The organism is Iningainema tapete BLCC-T55, assembly GCF_014698965.1.
Taxonomy (GTDB): Bacteria; Cyanobacteriota; Cyanobacteriia; order Cyanobacteriales; family Nostocaceae; genus Iningainema; species Iningainema tapete.
On record NZ_JACXAE010000119.1, the window covers coordinates 13846 to 34689 of the forward strand.

Here is a 20844-nt window from a genome sequence, read left to right on the forward strand (position 1 = left end):
TTTGACCTAATCTATGTATACAAATGTCAAGATCAGACGCGGGAAAAAGTGTATACGATCAACTAAGCATTGTTAAACGCCAGTTGCTATAATTTTTACTCCCCTGTGAAACAGCTACAGGTTATCAACGTCATGTAATTATCAGCTACCAGATGAAAATGAGATTAAAAAGAAAGACATGTAGATTTGATGACTTGAAAATTGTTTAATGTTCTTAATCATCCACACTTAGTGTAGTGTCATCTGTAGTGACTGGGGTGCAAGGTTGGTGTATGCGAGGAGTGCAATCAATGAATTTATGTAGAGAAGCGTTGGAAATCCTAAAGGAGACTAGCCGGACTTTTTACATCCCAATTGTACGTTTACCTCATGGCTTGCAAGAAGCAGTGACATCAGCGTACCTATGTTTTCGAGCCATTGATGAAATTGAAGACAATCCAGAATTAGATAATCTTACCAAAGCAAAGCTATTGCGAGCGATTAGTTTAACATTACAAGCTGGGAGTGATGGCTTTGGCGTTGATGTCTTTTCTCTGGCATTGAGTACACAGGAGAATTTACTCCCAGAAGTAACAATGCGGATTCGGGAATGGACATTATTAGCGCCTGCGACTATTGCACCTCGAATTTGGGATGCTACGGCGGCAATGGCAGATAGAATGGCTTACTGGGCAGAAAATGAATGGAAGATTCGTGATGAAACAGATTTAGATCGTTATACTTTCGGAGTTGCCGGAGCAGTAGGTTTGTTGCTCTCTGATTTATGGGCTTGGTACGATGGTACACAAACAAACCGTACCTTGGCAATTGGTTTTGGTCGAGGTTTACAAGCTGTTAACATTCTCCGTAACCATATTGAAGATTTGTCACGGGGAGTGGATTTTTATCCAGAAGGTTGGAGTGCAGAAAATATGCAAAAGTATGCTCGTCGCAATCTTACACTAGCAGATGCCTACATCAATTCCCTTCCCGTCGGTGCAGCATTAGATTTTTGCCAAATTCCGTTTACACTGGCTTATGGCACTCTTGATGCTCTTGCTGATGGCAAAGAAAAACTTAGCCGCAGTGATGTGATGGCGTTAATTGAGCAAGTAACAAAATAATTAATAATTCGTAATTCGTAATTCGTAATTATAGAGAGCAATTACGAATTAACGATTACGAATAAATATATGGGAGAGAAGTCTGTGAAGAAAACTCTGTTCCTTAGCCCTCCTTCTTTTGAGGGATTTGATGGTGGTGCGGGTTCGCGATATCAAGCCAAACGCGAAATTACCTCTTTCTGGTATCCTACATGGTTGGCACAGCCTGCCGCTCTTGTTCCTGGTAGTAAGCTGGTGGATGCGCCACCACATAATCAAACTGTGGAAGATGTGCTGAAAATTGCTCAAGATTACGAGTTAGTGATCATGCACACCAGCACGCCTTCACTATATAATGATGTAAAATGTGCGGCGGCAATCAAAGCTGAGAACAAGAATGTACAAATTGGCTTTGTTGGGGCGCATGTGGCAGTTTTACCAGAGCAAACTCTGCAAGAAAACCCAGTCATTGACTTTGTTTGTCGCAATGAATTTGACTATACCTGTAAGGAATTAGCAGAAGGCAAACCGAGTGAGCAAATTAAAGGTCTGAGCTACCGTGATAATAATGGTAATATTAATCACAATGAAGAACGCTCACTGATTCACGACTGGGATAGTATGCCCAGTGTATTACCAATCTACGCTCGTGATTTGGATATTACGAAATATTTCATAGGATATTTACTACACCCTTATGTTTCGTTTTATACAGGGCGCGGTTGTCCGGCAAAATGCACATTCTGTCTTTGGCCGCAAACAATAGGGGGACACCAATATCGGAGCAAAAGTCCAGAGGCGGTAGGGCAGGAAATGGCAGAAGCTAAGGCGATATTTGGCTCTAGTGTGCGGGAGTACATGTTCGATGATGACACGTTTACGATAGATAAGCAACGGGCGATCGCCATCAGCGAACACATGAAACGACTGAAACTCACTTGGAGTTGCAACGCCCGTGCTAACTTAGACTACGATACACTCAAGCAACTGCGTGACAACGGCTTGCGGTTGTTGCTGGTAGGGTTTGAATCTGGTAATCAACAAATTCTGGATGGAATTAAGAAAGGTATTAAGCTAGAAGTGGCACGGAAGTTTATGCAAAACTGCCACAAACTTGGCATTACCGTACACGGTACATTCATTATCGGTTTACCCGATGAAAGCCGCCAGACAATAGAAGAAACAATTCGCTTTGCTTGCGAAATTAGTCCTCATACCATTCAAGTTTCCATCGCCGCCCCCTATCCGGGAACGGAACTTTATCAACAAGCTCAACAAAATGGCTGGTTTAATGACAGTTCCCTAGTGGCTAATTCTGGAATTCAAATGTCTACGCTGCAATATCCAAACCTCAAAAACACCGAAATTGAGGATGCTGTTGAGCAAATGTACCGCCGATTCTATTTTAGACCTAAAGCTATTATCCCGATTGTTGGTGAAATGCTTAGCGATCCGCAAATGCTCGTGCGTCGTCTACGCGAGGGGCGCGAGTTCTTCTCTTACCTCAAAGAGCGTCGCAACCAAGTAGTGAGTTCAGTAAACAATTAATAAATATAAGGTTTCACCGCCACTGGAGCTAGTAACTTTGTGGATAATCTTACTCCTGAGTTGTTTCTATCTACTTGCCTTCAAGAAAATGCTCGAAGGTTGAGTGTATACGATCAACAGCTACTTCAGCCGCAACTTATGCCTGCACTGGCTAAAATCGCTTTGCGTATTTTTAGATTCATGCCTCGACAAAAGCCAAATCCAACAGCTGAGTTTTCTAAATCATAGAATTTTTTACCCCACCCTAACCCTCCCCGAAATCGGGGAGGGAACTAGGACTAGTTAACGTATCCAGAGGTATGTATGAGTGAACAACATAATAGCTCTCAACTTGTTTTAGAGCCAGAACAATATGCAGCTTTAGAGCAACTGGCAAGTAAGCAAAACCGCCCAATTTCTGATGTAGCAAGAGAAGTTGTGCGTTTGGGATTAGAATCTCTTGAACACAAGAAACAGCAGCGAAAAGAAGCTTTGGAGCGTTTAGAGCAAAGGCGGCTAGAAATTTACAGAGTACATGGAATGTATCATGGAGATCCAGTTGCTGAGGTACGGGCAGAACGGGAAAAACAAATTGAAAGGGTAATGAGAGGAGAACCTTAAAAGTAGTTCAACCAAAAAATACTTTTAGTTAAGAAGGGAGAAGTAACAATGACTGATACAAAGCCTACTCGTACAGCGCGTCGGGGAAGAATTTTCCCGGAAATTCAATGGACACCAGAAAATATTGCTCAACGGAAAGCTGAAAAAGAGGCGTTTCACCAGCGCTGCAAAGTAATTTTTGACCAAGTTCAACCAGAGTTAATCAAAACACACTACAACTGGTACATGGCAGTTGAACCTGATAGTGGAGATTATTTTATTGATCAGAATGTAGAAGTAGCTACACAATTAGCACGTCAAAAGCACCCGAATGTTATCCCGTTTGTCTTCCGCATCAATGAAACAGGGACATCTGGGACGATATGATCCAAGGTAGGTTTGGCGATGATGATGAACTATTCTTTGAAATTGAATTAATTGCTGCTAATGGATTGGAACTGCCAACTGAAGCACTTCTAGATACAGGGTTCTCAGGATGGCTAACCATCAACAGCCAGGATTTAGATGGGCTAGATTGGATTTATGTGCGTAAGCAAACTCTGCAGACTGCTTCCGGGGAAGCAGAGTTTGATATCCATGTAGGAAAAGTGCGAATTGATGGACAAGAATTTGATATTCCTGTTTATGCGGGTGATGGAGTACCAGAAGTTTTACTAGGTCGTCAGTGGTTGAAAAGTCGGCGGTTGGTAGTGGATGTGCTATCAGGAGTTTTAACACTAGGAACAAGTAGCTAATAACACTCGCTTTGTAACGCTGCTTATGGATGGATAGTAGAGGGATAACGCTCTACAAATAAAATCTACAAACGCTCCAGACAACTATAAATTTAGTGATATTTCAGTACAGTTACTGAAATAAATATGTTAAACGACGTGTTAGTTTGAGTTATCCACATCAAACCAAACACGGAGCGGGTATTTCGTGTCTGCTCAAGCCTCTGACAAAAGCTTTATTGCTGCCAATGTATCTCCTGATGACAAGTACCAACAAAGTAGAAGTCAACTGAGATTAACCGAGGTTTCGCCAATAGGTAAAGCTTGGGACAAGCATCGAGCCAACGCTGATCAAGTTTCCGAATATTATGCTAGCGCTGTTGAAGGTTGCTTCCATTCCTATGCTATGCGAGTGAGAATGTGTTCTGATACATATTTTAGCAATGATACCGCCTTCGTATTTCAGTCATGGCTATCTTTCCCATGCCAAGTGGGTAGCATTATGGCAGCAGTGCTTACGGATTGATTACCAGCCAGTTATTTATGTCAGCGCGATCGCCAAGTATCACGATCCCAAAGCGCTCATCCCAGAAATTCTTAAGTATCAGCTCAAGGAGTCAGACTTGGTTAGCGATCGCGAATGGTTTTTGGAGTTAACCCGCCAACTACACAAAACTAGAGCAATTGCTGTAGGGGGTGTACTAAGGCAGTATATGCGGGAATTAGAGGAGAAAAATCAAGACCTGATTGACGAGAGTGAAGAGACGGATGAGGTAGATGGGGCAAGTGTGTCTTTCAGATGGGAGCGCAAGGTACAGAAGTACAAGATAGAGGGGTAACTAAGATTAGTCAAGATACTCATAATCAGGAAGGTACGGTGGTTTGAGTCCCTTAAAGAAAGTAGAAGCGGAGTTCAAAAGATACCGAGTATAAGCGGCATGGCGATGGTGTGGATATCGAGATGCAAGACGGCAGTATTCAGTATAAGAAGCAATAAACCAAATCACTTTTCCAGTAACATAAAAGGTTTCACGGTGAATGCGAACAGACTTATACCAAAGAAGAAAAGTAGGGTTGGTTGTGAAAGAGTAAGGTACGAAGAGTCTTCCCACGGGAAAGCCGGGAATTTCACTAAGATTAATCAAGAATTCTGGCATATTAATACCTCATTAGTTTTTCCTATTTATTTAGGCGATAGCCTATGAATAATTGCGTGAGTCACAGCTTCACCCTGCCCGAACAAACAAAAAAAGAAACCCCCGCCACTTAACGAATAGGTGACTGGGGGATGAAAATTACCTTGACTAGAAACTGGGAAATAACCCCGATGAGCAGTTATAAAACTGCCTTAAAAGCGACGTAATATTACCTTTGAGCGTGAGCGAGCATTCTTCGACAAGAAATTTACTGAATACACGAAATGTATCCAAGAGATCCAGTGGCTGAAGTACGGGCGGAACGGGAAGAACAAATTTATAGAGTGATGAGAAGCTTGAACGTGGTTTGTCTAAGAGCTATTTTGAGTTAAAAAGGGAGAAGCAACAATGACTGATACAAGGAATACGCGCACAGCACGCCGGGGAAGAATATTCCCAGAAATTCAGTGGTCTGAAGAAAAAATAGCGCAATGGAAAGCTCAACAAGAGGCATTTTACCAGCGCTGCAAACCCATTTTTGACCGTGTTCAACCAGAGTTAATAAACACTCACTATAACTGGTACATGGCAGTTGAACCGGAGAGTGGAAACTATTTCATAGACACAGATGAATTAACTGCTATTAACAAGTCTCGTCAGCAGCACCCAAATGCTCCTGTATTTATATTCCGGATTAATGAGACAGGTGTATCCGGAACAATATGATAGAGAGCAGATAGCAAAAAGATGCATTGTACATTATGACCCAAACCCTACCCACACAAAAGCTATTTACCTTTGATGAATTCATCGAATGGTATCCGGATTCAATATTGCGCTACGAGCTACATAATGGAGTAATTGTAGAAATGCCTCCACCAACTGGAGATCATGAAGATGTTGTAGGTTTTTTAACCCAAAAAATAGCAGCCGAGTTTGAGCGGCACAACCTACCCTACCGCATCCCAAAATCAGCTTTAGTCAGAACATCCAGTGGGGAATCTGCCTATATACCTGACGTATTGTTAATCAACCGCGATAATCTTAAAAATGAACCGCTGTGGAAAAAACAATCGACTGTTATTTACTCCGAAACTGTACCGTTAGTTGTTGAAATCGTTTCCACTAATTGGCGTGATGATTACTACGATAAGTTTGGGGACTATGAAGAGATGGGCATCCCAGAATACTGGATTGTAGACTATGCAGCGTTAGGTGGGCGCAAATTTATTGGCAACCCCAAACAACCTACTATTTTCGTATGTGAATTAGTGGACGCAGAATATCAAATGACCCCGTTTAGGGGTACTGATCGTATTGTATCGCCTACATTGCCACAGTTAAACTTGACCGCGCAACAGGTTTTTGATTCAGTTTTGTAGATTTAATTTACAAATAGGCAGCGATATTGTTTTGGTGAGTACTTGTGAAGCGTCGAATCCAATTTTAGATTCTGGATTGTCGCCTCAGATTCACTTAACTGTTACTGCTAGGTGCAACCCCAAAGCATCAAGCAAGGCACTCAGACAATAAAATTCCACTTGTTCTTTCTCCAACAACATCTGGTCAAGTTTTTCATAACATTCCTTAACTTGTGCTGAAAGTTGATAAATTCCTCCTTGCGCTTCAATAACATTTTTCAGCGCCTTACTTAACATTTTCGGGTTACCCTCTTCTAAAACAACCTCGATATAAGTTGCAGCTTCCAATGGGTCTAGTAGGTCTTGAATAAGTTTTTCGTGATAACTTGTACTTCTAGGCGTCATCTCTACTCCTATAGTCTTGCCAATATTCTTTAGCTATACGAATATCTTGTGCTTGAGTACTTTTATCTCCCCCACATAAAAGTAGAATAATTGTTACCTGGTCTTGTCCCAAGTATATGCGGTAGCCAGGACCGTAGTCTATTCTCAGTTCAAAAACACCGTCTCCAACTGACTTATAGTCTCCTAAATTACCATCTTCAACTCGGTCAAGTCTTGCTCTGATTTTAGCTTTTGCTTTTCTATCTCGCAAACTATCTAGCCACTCATCAAAAGGATTTCTCCCATCTGCTGTCAGGTAATTTCTGATCTCCCTTGGTTGTACTTCCATACTTTACATGTCAGGTGATTCTTACGCTTCTCTCCTTTGTTGCACCAACTCAGCCGCTAACTGAATGGCTGCTTTCATACTTGTAGCATCGGCGATTCCCTTTCCGGCAATATCAAATGCTGTACCATGATCGGGTGATGTGCGAATGAAAGGAAGACCGATTGAAGTATTTACTGCTCTGTCAAATGCCATCAGCTTGACGGGAATTAAGCCTTGGTCGTGGTAAAGTGCAAGGTAGGCATCAGCGGTTTGAATCTGAGCATTTCCGTACCAAGCTTGACCTGGTTTGACCCACATTGTATCTGGTGGAATGGGACCTTCTAGCTTTATGTTTGGGCGATTTTTACGTTCAAGCTCTATCCACGGTATTAGCCAATCTTGTTCTTCTTTTCCAAGTTGTCCAAGTTCCCCACTGTGGGGATTTAAACCAGCGATCGCAATCCTCGCTGTCTTTAAACCAAAGTCACGTTCCAAACACTCCACCAGCAATTCAAGTTTTTCTGTCATCAACTCCGGTGTTAATACTTGAGATACTTGACATAATGGTATATGTGTGGTAACGAGTAAAGTGCGGAGTGTCCAGCCAGTATGAGGCGATCGCGCTACGAATAACATTCCCACACGATCAGCACCTGCTAACTCTGCCAAAAGTTCTGTTTGCCCAGGATAATTATATCCGGCAGCCTTCCAAGCAGATTTGGCGATCGGACCTGTAACAATTCCATCAAACTCACCTGCTAGTGTACGGGTAATGGCTGTTTCCATATAAGCAAAGCTAGCCGCGCCACTTGCCGCATTACCTGTTCCAATCACAATTTCTTGTTGAATATGTTCTGGTAGGGGTACATTAAGGATTGACAGTTCGGCTAAATTCAGTTTTTCGTAATTCCGTAATAAATCTTGGCTACCTACTACTGTTAGATCGCAATTTTTGCTGATTTCAGGATCTGCCAAAGCTTTTAAAATTACCTCAGTTCCAATTCCAGCTGGATCTCCCAATGTTAGTGCTAGACGTGGGCGATGGTTATTACGTAAATTTTCTCTTTTCATTTGACCAATTTGATACATAATATAATTTGGTTTTGTGGTTATGCTGTGGGATAGACGTTTTGACGAATTAGAGAGACGTTCCAACGGAACGTCTCTACCATCTGTGGGAATTGTGATTTACAATAATTAATGCAGGTCTAATACTATAGCGTCTCTACCTGGCTGCTGATAGACTTAACTTAATTAAATAATTCGTAAAGGAGAATCACATCAATGAGCGGCGAAATGTTGAATGCAGCTCTTTTGTCTTTTGGTTTAATCTTTGTCGGCTGGGCTGTAGGTACTTTATTACTTAAAGTTCAGGGCGTTGAAGAAGAGTAGAGACGTTCCGGCGGAACGTCTCTAAATTTAAGATACGGGTGTGGTGAGACAAAATTTTCCCTACACCCTACCCCCTGTCAAAAGGCTTAGTTAAATTTTTTGTAAACTTTTGTTTACATACTTCCATCTGATAAGATTTTATTCATAAAAGTTTAAATATCCTTAAATTACCCTCATGACATTATTAATCGTTGGTGCCACTGGCACCTTGGGAAGACAAGTGGCTCGTCGTGCCATCGATGAGGGATACCAAGTACGTTGTCTTGTTCGGAGTGCAAAAAAAGCTGCATTTCTCAAAGAATGGGGAGCGGAACTTGTACCTGGAGACTTGTGTTACCCCCAGACATTACAGGCAGCACTTGAAGGCGTCACCGCAGTTATTGATGCGGCAACATCTCGTCCTACGGATTCACTAAGTATTAAACAGGTGGATTGGGAAGGCAAAGTATCTTTAATCCAAGCATCAGTAGCGGCGGGTGTAGAACGTTTTATATTTTTCTCAATTTTAGAAGCAGATCAATATCCAGAAGTACCGCTAATGGAAATTAAGCGGTGTACAGAATTATTTTTAGCAGAATCGGGATTAAATTATACCGTATTGCGCTTAGCAGGCTTTATGCAAGGTTTAATCGGGCAATACGGAATTCCCATTTTAGAAGGGCAGCCAGTTTGGGTAACGGGTACGTCTTCTCCCATTGCCTATATGGATACGCAAGACATTGCTAAATTTGCTGTACGTGCTTTATCAGTAAAGGAAACAGAAAAGCAAGCCTTTCCTGTAGTGGGAACCAGAGCTTGGAGTGCTGAAGAAATCATTAGCCTTTGCGAACGCTTGTCTGGAAAAGATGGTAGAGTATCGCGGATGCCCATAAATTTATTGCGGACAATGCGTCAAGTATTGCGATTCTTCCAATGGGGGTGGAACGTATCAGATAGACTGGCGTTTACAGAAGTACTGGCAAGTGGTAAACCGCTGAATGCTCAAATGGATGAGGTTTACAGAGTATTTGGTTTAGACCAAAACGAAACTACCACAGTAGAAGGCTATTTGCAAGAGTACTTCAACCGAATTATGAAGAAGCTTAAAGAGCTAGACTACGAAAAAGATAAAAAGAAAAAGCAGAAATCAAAAAGATCTCCGTTTAAAAGTAGTCAGTAGAGACGCGATTAATCGCGTCTGTACAGTTACGGCAGAGCGTCTGTACAGGAGAGAAGATAAAATAATGATTTTTGACAAATAACTAGTGACTAAGTTGTCAAAAATGTGTAACTATAAACATAATAAGAAGCATCATCAAAACTTGGATATCTGATTGTGCCGAAAGTAGGCATTATCTACAATGACGTTAAACCGATCGCGAGTCGTGTCGCGCTCGAACTCAAGGAAAAGTTCACAGCCGCAGGTTGGGATGTGTGCATCACAACTGGCGTAGGTGGTATGTTGGGCTACTCCAACCCGGAAAGCCCTGTATGCCACACACCAATTGAAGGTTTGACACCCCCTGGCTTTGATTCAGAAACAGAGTTTGCTGTTGTATTGGGGGGAGATGGTACTGTCTTGGCGGCGGCTCGTCAAGTCGCACCTTGTGGTATTCCTATGCTAACGGTAAATACGGGACACATGGGATTTTTGACGGAAACCTACCTCAACCAAGTACCACAAGCAATAGAGCAGGTAATGGCAGGTAAGTATGAAATAGAAGAGCGGGTAATGCTGACAATTAAGGTGTTTCGAGAAGATGCCGTAATTTGGGAAGCTCTCTGCTTGAATGAGATGGTGCTGCATCGGGAACCCTTGACTTCAATGTGCCATTTTGAAATTGCCGTGGGATGCCATGCGCCTGTGGATATTGCCGCAGACGGTGTGATTATTTCCACGCCAACTGGTTCTACAGCTTATTCTCTGAGTGCAGGTGGACCAGTTGTTACTCCTGGTGTGCCTGTGTTACAATTAGTGCCGATTTGTCCTCACTCCCTAGCTTCTAGGGCTTTGGTATTTCCTGATAGTGAGCCAGTAAATATTTATCCAGTCAATACACCTCGTTTGGTAATGGTGGTAGATGGTAATGGCGGCTGCTATGTTCTACCCAATGATCGGGTACAAGTGACGCGATCGCAATATAGCGCCCGTTTCATCCGCCTACAACCACCAGAATTTTTCCGCATTCTACGGGAAAAACTCGGTTGGGGTTTACCACACATCGCTAAGCCGACTTCTGTGGAATTACCCTAACACCGCTGCGCGAAAGTCAAAAGTCAAAAGTCAAAAGTCAAAAGTATTTGGATTTTGGATTGACGTTGTTCTCATAAATCAAAAATATCAAATTCTGAATTAGTCATTAAATTTACAGTATCCATAATTAGGATAGCTGATACTTAAACGTGCTAAAACAGGGTAGAAGACTAGTAAACTCAGAGTTGCTCACTCATCAAAAACTGGGAAAAAGCAACTCTACCCCAATCTAAAATCCAAAATCCATATGACTCTCGCTCACAGCCCTTGTGTTTTGGTGATAGAAAGTGATGAAAGCCTAGCAAATCAACTGGCTTTCGATTTGAAAGAAGCAGGCTACGATCCCGTCTTGGCGGCAGATGGGGCAAATGGTATACAAAATTGCCGGGATCGCTCTCCTGCTTTAATTGTAATCGATAGAATGTTGTCAGGAGAATCAGGGCTTTCACTGTGTAAAAATTTGCGCAATACGGGAATGCGCGAGCCTGTGCTAGTCTTAATGGCGCGGGATGCAGTTGATGATCGAATCGCTTGTTTAGAAGCAGGTGCTGACGATTACTTCCTCAAGCCCTACCGTTCAGAAGATTTTTTGAACTTGATTCGTCTTTATCTCAAACCGGATATAGATACCACTGAGCAGTTACGTTTCGGCGATTTAGTTTTAGACATAGCCACCCGTCGCGCCATTAATAATGGACGGGCAATTGACTTGACCATGAAAGAGTTTGAACTGCTAAAGTATCTTATGGAACATCCCCGGGAAGTATTAACCCGTGAACAAATTCTCGAAAATGTTTGGGGTTATGACTTTATGGGCGAATCCAATGTCATTGAAGTGTATATTCGTTACTTACGCCTGAAAATAGAAGATGAAGGTCAAAAGCGCTTAATCCAAACGGTGCGAGGTGTAGGTTACGTTCTGAGAGAACAATAAGTAAATTTTTGTAAAATAAGGTTGTTTTTGAGTTATATTTTTGAGCTTCTAAAATCTAAAATCTAAAATTTTATGCTTCGTTGGTTAAGTTTTTCTGTAATACTGAGTTTTCTGCTGATTAGTTGTTCAACCTCAACAACAGCAGTTTCTCCTTCTTCATCCAAGGTATCAATGAATTGGGATAAAATACTAGCTACAAATAATTCTGGTCAAGAACTACCAATTTCCGCTAGTGCGACTGTTCCCAATGGAACAAAGATTCAGTTGGAAGTGGCAAGAACTCCACAACAGCAGTCAATGGGATTGATGTATCGCCCTGCTTTACCAGATAACAGAGGAATGCTGTTTCAGTTTTCGTCTCCGCAACCTGTCAGTTTTTGGATGAAAAATGTACCTGTACCTCTAGATATGGTTTTTCTTAATCAAGGGCAGGTGCAATATATTGCTCCTTCTGTACCCCCTTGTACTACCGATCCTTGTCCTACTTATGGACCTAACAAACCTGTTGATATGGTCATAGAACTGCGTGCTGGAAGGGCTGCTGAGTTAAAATTGAAAGCAGGCGATCGCCTTAAAATTGAGTTTTTCAACCCTAGTACTTCACAAAGCTAATTTGTCATGAGCCAGCACTAAGGTATAAAAATATACTTATATCTTCTGCTTTCTGCCTTGCCCAAAGAACTGGTCAAAAATACTTCTTTTGGCATAGATACTAAATGTTGCCAATCAGAGAGTATAGATTCAGGAATCTCTCTTCGTATAGGTGTAGACAATTACTGCACTGAGGTAAAAAAGATTAAACATACCTTAACAAGTAAGCTTGTTGTTATTGGTTATCAAAGTAGAAAAGTGGTGCTATTATTAGTATTCCCACTTTTCTCTATTAAATAACACTACACACACTTATACTTTGGATTTGATTGGCGTAAGTGCAGTGACAACTTAAATACTGCACACCAGTTGCTTCAATTTGTAAATTAATACTTGAAAATACTTTTCACACAAGGAGGTGAAATGCTAATGTTACCGTCAACTTATTCTCGACTTGTTAGTTTTCTATTAGAAGATTTAGCTCTTTCTACAGCTTCGGTTGCAGTCGCTCTTCGTCGTAGTGAACAAGACCCAGGTCCACTGCCGATGATTCTATGGCAATATGGCTTAATTACTCTAGAACAGTTAGAAAAAATTTACGATTGGCTCGAAACTGTATAAAAGTGAGTAACTCGTTAAGGAGAATCAAAACATGCCACATCGGATTTGCTTGTTTCAAAAGCTGATGGATAAAGAAAGTGAGTATATATACTTATACTTATTTAATACTCTGGTGGGGCGGGTTACTGAAAATGCCCGCCTTTTCTAAATCTTGAATTAAGATTAACTCATTCAGAAGCAGTAACTTGTCTATTGTTAAGATGATTGATTGACCAACGGTGATCTATCGCCAAAGAAGAGAATTGGCAAACATCTTCCAAATGCTTTTGTTGAGCGGCTGCTTTACGTAGGGTAATAATTAATTGATTTACCTGATGCCGTAAATCTGGGTTATCACTGACTGCTGACATCGTTTGCCTTTCGAGAAGTTGCAGTATGAGCTCGTAGTGGATTGGTGAAGGCAGAGGAATTTGCTCCATGTAAATAACTTTAGATTTTTGATTTAGATGTGTTTTTGATTTTTTTATTACATAAATCTTTACACAATTAATAACTATTTAGCTACAGTAAGATTATTTTACTCATAAAGATTTGCCAAAAAGATGAGTAATTGCTAATTCAGGATCTGGTTGTTTCACTAAAGACTCTCCAATCAGAACGGCTGATGCTCCTGCAAGTAATACTACATTTAAATCTTCTGTTCTATCTATTCCTGACTCGCTGACAACAACAATGTTCCTTTCCTGTAATTCTTTACCTCTTGCTGCTAATATTTCGCAAGTATTGGACAATTTAACGGAAAAATCTTCTAAGTTGCGATTATTAATACCAATTAAGGAAACGCCATCTAGAGCTAGTACATTGTCTAACTCGGCAACCGTGTGAACTTCGATTAAAGCAGCCATTTTTAGTGCATTGGCAATTTTGAGAAAGTATTGCAAATCTTGGGTGTTAAGTACTGCCGCAATTAACAATACCGCGTCTGCACCTTGAAGTCTTGCCAAGTACATTTGATAGGGATATATCACAAAATCTTTGCATAGTAGTGGTATATCTACCGCTGTACGAACTTTAGCTAAGTTTTCAAAGCTGCCAGAAAAGAACTTTGTATCTGTCAGTACAGAAATACAACTAGCGCCACCTTGTTGATATTTTAAGGCGATCGCCACCGGATCAAAGTCTGGGCGTAAAATTCCTTTACTGGGAGAAGCTTTTTTCACTTCCGCAATTAAAGCAGGCTTAGTCTTACCTTGACGTAGTGCAGCCACAAAATCAAGGGTAGGGGGGCTTGAAAGTACTTGACGTTGCAGCTCTTGCAAAGACAACTTCTCCCGCATTTGCTCAACTTCTACTTCTTTGTGCCAAATAATTTCTTCTAAGATATTTTTCGGCTCCGCATCAGGCAAAGCAACCTGATAGCGCATCATGGATACAGCAACAGCAGGGTTAGGTTGACGGCGACGGATTTGCATAATTAGGGAATGGGGAATGGGGGGGAAAATGTAGAGACGCCCCGGCGGGGCGTCTCTACGTTTTAGGCGATCGCTCGCTTGTACGCTTCATCCAGTACTTCGGATAGTGTAGGATGGGCGTGGACTAGATGAGCGAGTTTGTGAACTGTTTGACGGTTGGCGATAGCTGCAGATGCTTCGTGAATTAAGTCGGAAGCGTGGATGCCAAAAATGTGGACTCCCAAAACTTCACCTGTGTCAGTACGATACACTACCTTTGCCATACCATCAGCTTCACCTTCTGCAAGTGCTTTGGAGTTTCCTTTGAAGTAAGTTTTCGTCGCGGCTACAGAAAATCCTTCGGCACTACCTTTTTCCTTGGCGGCTGCTTCAGTCATACCTACATAACTAATTTCTGGATGAGTAAAAGCTGCTGCAGGGATGCTGTGATAGTCTACTTCTCTGTGTCTTCCACAAATATTTTCCACTGCTACGATACCTTGGGCAGAAGCAGCGTGGGCTAGCATCATCTTACCGTTGGCATCACCAATTGCCCAGAGATGAGGTACTGTTTCACCTGCTGACAGTACTGCCATAGTGTCGTTAACTGGGATGAAGTTGCGTCTATCCAGTTCTACACCTACAGATTCTAAACCAAGGTTTTGTGTTGCGGGGATACGTCCTGTAGCAACCAAGCAAGCGTCTACTTCTAGTACATCTACGAATTCTTTCGTTTTGAAGTCGGCTAATTCAATGACTACGGGTGTTCCGGGAATGACTTTCCTAGCGTATATTCCCACACGGGTTTCAATATCGCGGGGAGTAATTAGTACTCGTTCGGCTAGTTTGGCAATATCGCGATCGAATCCTGGCATCAGCTGATCTAAAGCTTCAATCATGGTGATTTCACAGCCTAAAGCTGAGTATACATCGGAAAATTCCAAGCCGATGTAGCCACTACCAATAATTGCTACCCAGTCTGGTAGCCATTCTAACTTTACACCTTGGTCACTGGTAAAGACAGTTTTGCCATCTACTTCAATACCTGGAGGAACAAAAGGAACGGAACCAGGGGAAAGAATGATGTCTTTAGCTGTGATAGCTTTTTCGCCCCCCTCTGTGGTAACACTGACTTTTTGTATTCCAGCTATTTTACCACGACCCCGGATAATATCTACTTTGAGACGTTTGAGGCTGTTGGTTAAGTCGCCTTGAATTTTCGCGACGAGATTGAGGGCATGGTTAGCGATCGCAACTCTATCAAATTCTACACTACCCAGTTGAATTCCCAACGATTTGAGGTGGTGGGCATCTTTTAACTCCCGCACACGTCCAGAAGCTGCCAGTAGCGCCTTAGAAGGAATGCAGCCTCGGTTGACACATGTACCACCCATGTCCGCTGCTTCAATAATAGCTGTTTTTAGACCACAACTAACGGCATGTAAAGCAGCGCCATGTCCGCCTACTCCTGCGCCGATAATCACTAAGTCGTAATCAAATTCTTGACTCACGTTAGTTTCCCCGTGTGCTTCATCTATATATTCTTCTTTTGACTAACTCCCCTGGAAGACAGCCGAGGGGATTCTTTCGCTAAAGAATTAGTTCTGGTTTTCCAAATTCTAATTCTACCTACGGTTGTCAAGCACCGTCTACCGATTCTGCTCAGGTTAATGCCTAAGTTCATCGCTACTTTTCTAAGTATATTTGCAGCCGCTTGGATGTCGGCGTTCACTAAACTACCATTTTGTGTACGATACAAACCGCGTTTAATTCTCCTACCAGACGCTTTCCACCCGTCTGGCTTTTTGCCATGTTCGGGCAGGGAGTCACCATCTAGATACGAAGCGCAAGAAGTGTTAGCTTCTTCCGTTTCAATGTAGCGAATACCGTACAAAGTACACAGTTGTTTAATACGTTCTTTGAGCTTTGCTAATGGCATCTGGACAAATTGCTGATTGCTTTTTTTGCCCATGTCAGAACCATCTTTTATCCCTTCATTCCAACCAACAACAATAGTTCCTATTCCATGAGTTAAACAATGATTAACAGCAATCCTTGCGGCTTTGTTAACCATGTCTCTCATCTGATGATTGCGCTTGCGAGTAATTTTATCTAGAAAATTATCCCAATATTTCTGGGTCTTACCTTCTTTATGATTAGCAACTCGCTTGTTGTAGAGTTGATTCATTGACTTGGCTTGTTTTGAATCAACCAAGAAGGAATTACCAAAGGTATCAACGCAAGCCATTAAATTAGCAGATGTACCAAGGTCAATTGACAAAGCTTGGTCAATATCTAATTTAACTGTTACTGGTTCTACTTCATAACTGCACTCAAGGTAAAATTCACCATTTTTAGGCAGTATTGTAAATTCCTTAATTTTTTTAAAATCAAGGTTAGTTGGTAACGGTAAGAAGAATTCCTTAACCTTGAACCAACGGTTAATTTGTAATCCCAAAGGAAAACGAATCAAACCATCTACCATAGTAGGTCTACCAGCACCAGTATTAGGATATGCAACTTTGTACATACCTCCAGATGCCCGGTAATCGGGTGCTTTTGGCTTTTGATTTAGCTCACCCTTAAAAAATAAGTCACGCAACTTCCTAAACGATTTAAATGCCTCAGAAACACTTAACAACGTTTGCTGTGCAGGCACAGATGGCATTACTTGGGCGTGTATATTGTTCCCTACTTCATACACGGGGTCAAATTTAGAAATTATCCTACCCGTCTTGAAAAATATTTGACGTGCCCAATACACACCACAGTTGTACAAACTATTAGATTGCTCGCAGAGAAAAGTCAGAATTGCTTTTGTATCCCCATCACAATATATTAAGTTTTGCTGAATACCCATTAAAAGCTTATCTTTTTTATCTATTTTAGATTTCTTCGTACCCAGTGTAATTACCCCCCTTACTGTTGTTAGTTTATGTATTTTAATCTACCATATATATATACAATTTGACAGCTATAATTTCCGGAATATGGCTAAATTTTATCCCAACAAATATAGGCATGAAGGTAACGCGGTATCGTTGTTAAACTACCATTTTGTTTTTTAACCAAAACGCAGAAAGAAAATAGCAGAAAGATTGCAGGAAATTATCTGTGATGTTTGTAATGAAAATCGGTGGAAGATTATTGCAATATTTTCTTATAACTGACCGTACAATCAGTGGAAGTTTCTTAATTTTAAGGTTTCGTTACTACTTTTGCGTTTTTTGCCAAGAGTAAACCTATGCATCCAAACTTAATGTAAAATTTTTGCATACTAGGGGTAAGTTGTAAACACAATGATGAGGCTATCTCCCTATGGCTAACACCAACGAGCAGTGTCCCACTTTAGAAAAACTACTGGATCGTCTAGATCATTTACAAAACCAAAGGTTAGTGCAAGAACTAGTAGCAAACCATCCTGAACTCAAGGAGGAGATTGAACAATTCGTTATTTCCATCCCTGATCGAGATTCATCTCAACAATCGTATAACATAACACCACATTCAACATCAAGCAAGAAACAGTCTCCATCAGTCCGTCGCACAACAGTCGATCCGACTCCTTACCAAAAACAGGTACGACAAATTCTGCGGGATGCAGTGCGCTCTTGGGAAGATGGATATGATGAAGATCCTGTTAGCGAAGAAATACTAAGTATAATTCAAACTGCTGTAGATTTTAGCGAACGGGGAGATGGAAATAATGCCTTGATTATTTTGGCAGCGATTACCCAAGCCTGTGTAGAAAATTGGGATGATGTAGCTGACTACGGTGCTGAGAATGAGGAGATTGTCGAGGCATTGAATAGTGCTTGGTGTGAGGCTATCCTCACCACCGAATTTACAGAGGAGGAAAAACTCGATCTCGAAGAGAATTTAGAAGCATGGCAGGATGAGTGGAGTGCTAATTTTGAAATGGCTTTGGAGGCTTTGCGCCAAGGTTGGGATTATCCACCTCTGGTGCGGGTTCTTCAAGGTAATGTGACAAAACAAGGAGCTTGGGAAGGAGAACCCCCAGATTACGCTGATGATTTGGCTTTGATTCGGTTGAAGATTCTCGAAAGTGATGAGCGTTACCAAGAATACCTGTATTTGGCAGAAGCAGAAGGGCAGACTAAGCAGTATCTCACAATGTTAGGTCGTTTAGGTCGGGTTGAGGAAGCAATGAATGCAGCACAAACCCAAATGACTTCGATGAATGAAGCTTTTGCCCTAGCTAAAACATTACAAGAACAGGGGGCTTTGGCGCAAGCACTGCAAATTGCTCAAACTGGGTTGAAGTTAGAAGGGAATTGTCAGTACGATTTGGGAACTTGGACAAGTGATTTAGCTGTTGAGTTGGGAGATAAACAAGCTGCGCTATCTGCTAAAATTGCTGCTTTCGCTGCCAAACCCTCTTTTACCGATTACCAGAAGATAGAGGAATTAGCTGGAGAAAATTGGGCAAGTGTAAAAACAGACTTGTTACAAATACTGCGCACCTACAAAGGTTGGGGATGCGACGAGGCGAAGGTGGCAATTTTCTTGCATGAGGGGTTAATTGAGGATGCGATCGCGATCGTTTCTGAACTTAGTTCTTACAGTTCCCAGTTAATTCACAGTGTAATGGATGCTGCCATATCTCACAACCCCGATTGGGTAATTGCAAATGCCCGTCGCCGTGCCGAATCAATTATGGATGGGGGTAAAGCCGAACATTATGACAACGCAGTTGAATGGTTAAAAAAAGCACGCGCTGCCTACTTGGAATCTGGGAGAAAAGCAGATTGGGCAACATATCGGGAAAAGTTAGTGCAAACACATGGTCGTAAGTATAAACTAATGGGATTATTCAAGCAACGGGATATGCAATAATCTCTTGTTCGTAGTAAGGACTTTAGTCCTTCCCCCTGTTCATCGCCTGCGATTCAAATCGCAGGCTAATACCTAAAGTTCTCTTTAGAGAACTACATATTTATATGGAAAATTATGTTTTGAATTACCTGTATTTAAATGGCTGCAGCAAGACGCAAATCAGCAATAACGGGTAGTTCAAACAATGTTTTCTCTGATAAACGCTTTGAGAAAAACAAAATTTCTAAATTTTCTATTTCATTTGTAGAAGGGTGGAAACGAGCCACAACTCCATATTCAATTTCTTCTGATTCTTGCTCAGGATATGGTAAACATTTATTAATATATAGAATATCTCCTTCACTGTCGTATTCAAAACTTAATTTCGCGTCCATATCACTTCTCCTTGAGTTACCTTGCGAGCAATGTAGGCGGTTACAATCCAGTTGCGTTCTTGAGGAACGGTATCTGTAACTACTGCTACCACTATATGCTTTCCCTTGCGGAGGGTAGGATACCAGCGTGAAAACAAAAGTGTATTCTCAAATCTTAGATCACATCGAACCTCATCGGGATCGGCTAAGGTATCAGCCATTATTTCATGATATGTTGTAGGCATATCAGGGTGTCGGTTCAAAATGTGTCTTTCTCGTTCCTCTGATAGCTCTATTTCGCTGTCTAGATACGGACAAAAGAATCGAACTATCACAGTTTTTCTACTTTTCTTTTCACCTAACTTGATATCAATTTAGCAAATCTCTTTAAAACCCTTAAAACCCAGTATAGCTCATTGTCCGGACGAAACAGAGAGAATTCAGTGGAAAAAGCATACTGAGGTGGCTGATTATGTAAAAGTTTGATGAAGAGAAAATGACTGCCATTGGTTACTAACCCAAAGGTTGGTTGCTCAGTATTAAGATTAGCTATCATGTAAAATAAGGCTTGGGCGATGGCATCTTTGAGGGAAAATCCTGCTTGTTTAGACTCAATAACTGCTATCCAAACTTGTCGCTGCAATACCAAAATATCAACTCGTCCCCAAACCGTCTTATTTTCATTTTGCAACGCTACATCTACCCGTTTTTCCAAAACTGGACGAATAGGGGCGCGGTAAAATCCTGCTAATGACAGCAAGGGTGACAGCACCACCATTTTTACCAAGTCTTCTAACAGCGGATATTTATTGAGATAAAGAAACTCTGTCTTAACTCTATCTAAAGCTTCAATTTCTGATTGATTTAGTTCTGGCAAATTATCCTGCCATTCTAAAAAGAAGTTTGGATCGTTAAATACTTGACGGAGGTTGAATTGATCTTCAACCTCACTCAGTGTCAGTTCGCTTGCTTGGATAATTTGAGCCATTGCTTGCAGAATAGAGAACTTGCTGCTGTATTTCTAGTATAGGAGTTACAATAAATTTGAGTAAATTGCCTAAGTAAACTATGTCCGAATAAAATCTCCTCGTGTAATCTCTACCACTTAATTTCCCCACGAGCCAAACGATTCTCATAGTCTTCCAAATTAATTAGGTAGTCATAATCTGACTCAACAATTTCTTGGCACTCAGTAAAGTGATGACTGTAATGCTTCAATAGCAAGGTATCTATAAAATCACTTACTTCCTGAACCAGGTATTCTGGAAGAATACGAATCTTAGAGATGGTTTGGTCATGTACACTCATGAGGTCTACCTG

29 protein-coding genes and 1 pseudogene are annotated in these 20844 nt (G+C 41.4%); 18 read left to right on the forward strand and 12 right to left on the reverse strand.

Going from position 1 to position 20844, the window contains the following annotated elements:
- Positions 1-290 precede the first annotated feature (290 nt).
- From ICL16_RS39780 to ICL16_RS39815, 8 genes are all read left to right on the forward strand, one after another.
- Positions 291-1103: a squalene/phytoene synthase family protein gene (locus ICL16_RS39780; RefSeq protein ID WP_190837237.1), complete on the forward strand. Its 813-nt coding sequence runs from the start codon at positions 291-293 to the stop codon at positions 1101-1103.
- An 84-nt stretch (positions 1104-1187) separates the two neighbouring features.
- Positions 1188-2630 carry a hopanoid biosynthesis associated radical SAM protein HpnJ gene (gene hpnJ / locus ICL16_RS39785; RefSeq protein ID WP_190837239.1) on the forward strand — a complete coding sequence of 481 codons (1443 nt, stop codon included), beginning with the start codon at positions 1188-1190 and terminating at the stop codon, positions 2628-2630.
- Positions 2631-2669: 39 nt separating this feature from the next.
- Positions 2670-2858, forward strand: coding sequence for a hypothetical protein (locus ICL16_RS39790; RefSeq protein ID WP_190837242.1), 189 nt, complete (start codon positions 2670-2672; stop codon positions 2856-2858).
- A gap of 75 nt (positions 2859-2933) precedes the next feature.
- The gene (locus ICL16_RS39795) at positions 2934-3230 is read left to right on the forward strand and encodes a hypothetical protein (protein ID WP_190837244.1); all 297 of its coding nucleotides are present in this window, start codon (positions 2934-2936) and stop codon (positions 3228-3230) included.
- 48 nt (positions 3231-3278) lie between these two features.
- Positions 3279-3596: a hypothetical protein gene (locus ICL16_RS39800; RefSeq protein ID WP_190837246.1), complete on the forward strand. Its 318-nt coding sequence runs from the start codon at positions 3279-3281 to the stop codon at positions 3594-3596.
- Positions 3593-3964, forward strand: a complete 372-nt coding sequence (locus ICL16_RS39805) for an aspartyl protease (protein WP_190837248.1) — start codon at positions 3593-3595, stop codon at positions 3962-3964. Before ICL16_RS39800 ends, ICL16_RS39805 begins: the two co-directional genes overlap by 4 nt.
- Positions 3965-4151: 187 nt before the next feature.
- The gene (locus tag ICL16_RS39810; protein WP_190837250.1) at positions 4152-4469 is read left to right on the forward strand and encodes a hypothetical protein; all 318 of its coding nucleotides are present in this window, start codon (positions 4152-4154) and stop codon (positions 4467-4469) included.
- Positions 4387-4782, forward strand: coding sequence for a protein rep (locus ICL16_RS39815; RefSeq protein WP_190837253.1), 396 nt, complete (start codon positions 4387-4389; stop codon positions 4780-4782). Before ICL16_RS39810 ends, ICL16_RS39815 begins: the two co-directional genes overlap by 83 nt.
- Before the next feature lie 6 nt (positions 4783-4788).
- On the opposite strand, the gene ICL16_RS39820 is transcribed toward ICL16_RS39815, so the two are convergent.
- Complete coding sequence (locus tag ICL16_RS39820) at positions 4789-5100, reverse strand: hypothetical protein (RefSeq protein WP_190837255.1); 312 nt, start codon at positions 5098-5100, stop codon at positions 4789-4791.
- A 387-nt stretch (positions 5101-5487) separates the two neighbouring features.
- On the opposite strand from ICL16_RS39820, the gene ICL16_RS39825 reads away from it, so the two are divergent.
- A complete protein-coding gene (locus ICL16_RS39825) occupies positions 5488-5805 on the forward strand; it encodes a hypothetical protein (RefSeq protein WP_190837257.1) in 318 nt (105 codons plus the stop codon).
- Between the two features lie 35 nt (positions 5806-5840).
- The gene (locus ICL16_RS39830) at positions 5841-6461 is read left to right on the forward strand and encodes a Uma2 family endonuclease (protein WP_190837259.1); all 621 of its coding nucleotides are present in this window, start codon (positions 5841-5843) and stop codon (positions 6459-6461) included.
- Between the two features lie 90 nt (positions 6462-6551).
- Here the strand turns inward: ICL16_RS39830 and ICL16_RS39835 are convergent, their stop codons facing one another.
- Genes ICL16_RS39835 through pdxA form a run of 3 tightly spaced genes read right to left on the reverse strand, consistent with a single transcriptional unit; the run spans position 6552 to position 8241 of the window.
- A complete protein-coding gene (locus tag ICL16_RS39835; protein ID WP_190837261.1) occupies positions 6552-6845 on the reverse strand; it encodes a helix-turn-helix domain-containing transcriptional regulator in 294 nt (97 codons plus the stop codon).
- Positions 6835-7173, reverse strand: a complete 339-nt coding sequence (locus ICL16_RS39840) for a type II toxin-antitoxin system RelE/ParE family toxin (RefSeq protein ID WP_190837263.1) — start codon at positions 7171-7173, stop codon at positions 6835-6837. The genes ICL16_RS39835 and ICL16_RS39840 overlap by 11 nt, the downstream gene beginning before the upstream one ends.
- A 21-nt stretch (positions 7174-7194) precedes the next feature.
- Positions 7195-8241, reverse strand: coding sequence for a 4-hydroxythreonine-4-phosphate dehydrogenase PdxA (gene pdxA / locus ICL16_RS39845; RefSeq protein WP_190837265.1), 1047 nt, complete (start codon positions 8239-8241; stop codon positions 7195-7197).
- 195 nt (positions 8242-8436) lie between these two features.
- Between pdxA and petM the strand changes: the two genes are divergently transcribed.
- From petM to ICL16_RS39875, 6 genes are all read left to right on the forward strand, one after another.
- Complete coding sequence (gene petM / locus ICL16_RS39850) at positions 8437-8544, forward strand: cytochrome b6-f complex subunit PetM (protein ID WP_190837267.1); 108 nt, start codon at positions 8437-8439, stop codon at positions 8542-8544.
- A 175-nt stretch (positions 8545-8719) separates the two neighbouring features.
- Positions 8720-9703, forward strand: a complete 984-nt coding sequence (locus tag ICL16_RS39855) for an SDR family oxidoreductase (RefSeq protein ID WP_190837269.1) — start codon at positions 8720-8722, stop codon at positions 9701-9703.
- Positions 9704-9859: 156 nt separating this feature from the next.
- Entirely contained in the window at positions 9860-10777 is a 918-nt protein-coding gene (locus ICL16_RS39860) for an NAD(+) kinase (protein ID WP_190837271.1), read from the forward strand.
- 247 nt (positions 10778-11024) lie between these two features.
- Positions 11025-11711: a response regulator transcription factor NblR gene (gene nblR, locus ICL16_RS39865; protein WP_190837272.1), complete on the forward strand. Its 687-nt coding sequence runs from the start codon at positions 11025-11027 to the stop codon at positions 11709-11711.
- Between the two features lie 72 nt (positions 11712-11783).
- Positions 11784-12323, forward strand: a complete 540-nt coding sequence (locus tag ICL16_RS39870; protein WP_190837274.1) for a DUF192 domain-containing protein — start codon at positions 11784-11786, stop codon at positions 12321-12323.
- Positions 12324-12731: 408 nt separating this feature from the next.
- On the forward strand, positions 12732-12923 hold the full coding sequence (locus ICL16_RS39875) for a DUF2949 domain-containing protein (protein ID WP_190837347.1): 192 nt from the start codon (positions 12732-12734) through the stop codon (positions 12921-12923).
- A 167-nt stretch (positions 12924-13090) separates the two neighbouring features.
- On the opposite strand, the gene ICL16_RS39880 is transcribed toward ICL16_RS39875, so the two are convergent.
- From ICL16_RS39880 to ICL16_RS39895, 4 genes are all read right to left on the reverse strand, one after another.
- Positions 13091-13342, reverse strand: coding sequence for a DUF5340 domain-containing protein (locus tag ICL16_RS39880; protein WP_190837275.1), 252 nt, complete (start codon positions 13340-13342; stop codon positions 13091-13093).
- Between the two features lie 102 nt (positions 13343-13444).
- On the reverse strand, positions 13445-14335 hold the full coding sequence (gene trpC / locus ICL16_RS39885; protein WP_190837277.1) for an indole-3-glycerol phosphate synthase TrpC: 891 nt from the start codon (positions 14333-14335) through the stop codon (positions 13445-13447).
- Between the two features lie 62 nt (positions 14336-14397).
- A complete protein-coding gene (lpdA, locus tag ICL16_RS39890; RefSeq protein WP_190837279.1) occupies positions 14398-15825 on the reverse strand; it encodes a dihydrolipoyl dehydrogenase in 1428 nt (475 codons plus the stop codon).
- 23 nt (positions 15826-15848) lie between these two features.
- Positions 15849-17174, reverse strand: coding sequence for an RNA-guided endonuclease InsQ/TnpB family protein (locus ICL16_RS39895; protein ID WP_190837281.1), 1326 nt, complete (start codon positions 17172-17174; stop codon positions 15849-15851).
- Positions 17175-17304: 130 nt separating this feature from the next.
- Between ICL16_RS39895 and ICL16_RS47960 the strand changes: the two are divergent.
- Together ICL16_RS47960 and ICL16_RS39900 are read left to right on the forward strand one after the other, a co-directional pair.
- A pseudogene (locus ICL16_RS47960) lies at positions 17305-17469 on the forward strand (transposase); the annotation flags it as partial.
- A gap of 163 nt (positions 17470-17632) precedes the next feature.
- Positions 17633-19171, forward strand: a complete 1539-nt coding sequence (locus ICL16_RS39900; RefSeq protein WP_190837283.1) for an SWIM zinc finger domain-containing protein — start codon at positions 17633-17635, stop codon at positions 19169-19171.
- A 134-nt stretch (positions 19172-19305) separates the two neighbouring features.
- Here ICL16_RS39900 and ICL16_RS39905 read toward each other — a convergent pair whose 3' ends face one another.
- From ICL16_RS39905 to ICL16_RS39920, 4 genes are all read right to left on the reverse strand, one after another.
- Positions 19306-19545, reverse strand: a complete 240-nt coding sequence (locus ICL16_RS39905; protein WP_190837286.1) for a DUF2283 domain-containing protein — start codon at positions 19543-19545, stop codon at positions 19306-19308.
- Positions 19530-19859, reverse strand: a complete 330-nt coding sequence (locus ICL16_RS45095; RefSeq protein ID WP_238361162.1) for a hypothetical protein — start codon at positions 19857-19859, stop codon at positions 19530-19532. The genes ICL16_RS39905 and ICL16_RS45095 overlap by 16 nt, the downstream gene beginning before the upstream one ends.
- 23 nt (positions 19860-19882) lie before the next feature.
- Positions 19883-20512 carry a type I restriction enzyme HsdR N-terminal domain-containing protein gene (locus tag ICL16_RS39915; RefSeq protein ID WP_190837288.1) on the reverse strand — a complete coding sequence of 210 codons (630 nt, stop codon included), beginning with the start codon at positions 20510-20512 and terminating at the stop codon, positions 19883-19885.
- Positions 20513-20622: 110 nt separating this feature from the next.
- Positions 20623-20832, reverse strand: a complete 210-nt coding sequence (locus ICL16_RS39920; protein WP_190837290.1) for a hypothetical protein — start codon at positions 20830-20832, stop codon at positions 20623-20625.
- Positions 20833-20844: the final 12 nt, after the last annotated feature.

Bases quoted from the DNA above. Each gene is read 5' to 3' on its own strand.
- ICL16_RS39805 (WP_190837248.1), top strand. From the start codon at position 3,593: ATGATCCAAGGTAGGTTTGGCGATGATGATGAACTATTCTTTGAAATT.
- ICL16_RS39800 (WP_190837246.1), top strand. From the start codon at position 3,279: ATGACTGATACAAAGCCTACTCGTACAGCGCGTCGGGGAAGAATTTTC.
- ICL16_RS39830 (WP_190837259.1), top strand. From the start codon at position 5,841: ATGACCCAAACCCTACCCACACAAAAGCTATTTACCTTTGATGAATTC.
- ICL16_RS39905 (WP_190837286.1), bottom strand. From the start codon at position 19,545: ATGGACGCGAAATTAAGTTTTGAATACGACAGTGAAGGAGATATTCTA.
- ICL16_RS39900 (WP_190837283.1), top strand. From the start codon at position 17,633: ATGGCTAACACCAACGAGCAGTGTCCCACTTTAGAAAAACTACTGGAT.
- ICL16_RS39820 (WP_190837255.1), bottom strand. From the start codon at position 5,100: ATGCCAGAATTCTTGATTAATCTTAGTGAAATTCCCGGCTTTCCCGTG.
- pdxA (WP_190837265.1), bottom strand. From the start codon at position 8,241: ATGTATCAAATTGGTCAAATGAAAAGAGAAAATTTACGTAATAACCAT.
- ICL16_RS39880 (WP_190837275.1), bottom strand. From the start codon at position 13,342: ATGGAGCAAATTCCTCTGCCTTCACCAATCCACTACGAGCTCATACTG.
- ICL16_RS39915 (WP_190837288.1), bottom strand. From the start codon at position 20,512: ATGGCTCAAATTATCCAAGCAAGCGAACTGACACTGAGTGAGGTTGAA.
- ICL16_RS39855 (WP_190837269.1), top strand. From the start codon at position 8,720: ATGACATTATTAATCGTTGGTGCCACTGGCACCTTGGGAAGACAAGTG.
- nblR (WP_190837272.1), top strand. From the start codon at position 11,025: ATGACTCTCGCTCACAGCCCTTGTGTTTTGGTGATAGAAAGTGATGAA.
- ICL16_RS39780 (WP_190837237.1), top strand. From the start codon at position 291: ATGAATTTATGTAGAGAAGCGTTGGAAATCCTAAAGGAGACTAGCCGG.
- ICL16_RS39895 (WP_190837281.1), bottom strand. From the start codon at position 17,174: ATGGGTATTCAGCAAAACTTAATATATTGTGATGGGGATACAAAAGCA.
- ICL16_RS39870 (WP_190837274.1), top strand. From the start codon at position 11,784: ATGCTTCGTTGGTTAAGTTTTTCTGTAATACTGAGTTTTCTGCTGATT.
- ICL16_RS39795 (WP_190837244.1), top strand. From the start codon at position 2,934: ATGAGTGAACAACATAATAGCTCTCAACTTGTTTTAGAGCCAGAACAA.
- trpC (WP_190837277.1), bottom strand. From the start codon at position 14,335: ATGCAAATCCGTCGCCGTCAACCTAACCCTGCTGTTGCTGTATCCATG.
- ICL16_RS39875 (WP_190837347.1), top strand. From the start codon at position 12,732: ATGTTACCGTCAACTTATTCTCGACTTGTTAGTTTTCTATTAGAAGAT.
- ICL16_RS39840 (WP_190837263.1), bottom strand. From the start codon at position 7,173: ATGGAAGTACAACCAAGGGAGATCAGAAATTACCTGACAGCAGATGGG.
- ICL16_RS39815 (WP_190837253.1), top strand. From the start codon at position 4,387: ATGATACCGCCTTCGTATTTCAGTCATGGCTATCTTTCCCATGCCAAG.
- ICL16_RS39920 (WP_190837290.1), bottom strand. From the start codon at position 20,832: ATGAGTGTACATGACCAAACCATCTCTAAGATTCGTATTCTTCCAGAA.
- ICL16_RS39825 (WP_190837257.1), top strand. From the start codon at position 5,488: ATGACTGATACAAGGAATACGCGCACAGCACGCCGGGGAAGAATATTC.
- petM (WP_190837267.1), top strand. From the start codon at position 8,437: ATGAGCGGCGAAATGTTGAATGCAGCTCTTTTGTCTTTTGGTTTAATC.
- ICL16_RS39835 (WP_190837261.1), bottom strand. From the start codon at position 6,845: ATGACGCCTAGAAGTACAAGTTATCACGAAAAACTTATTCAAGACCTA.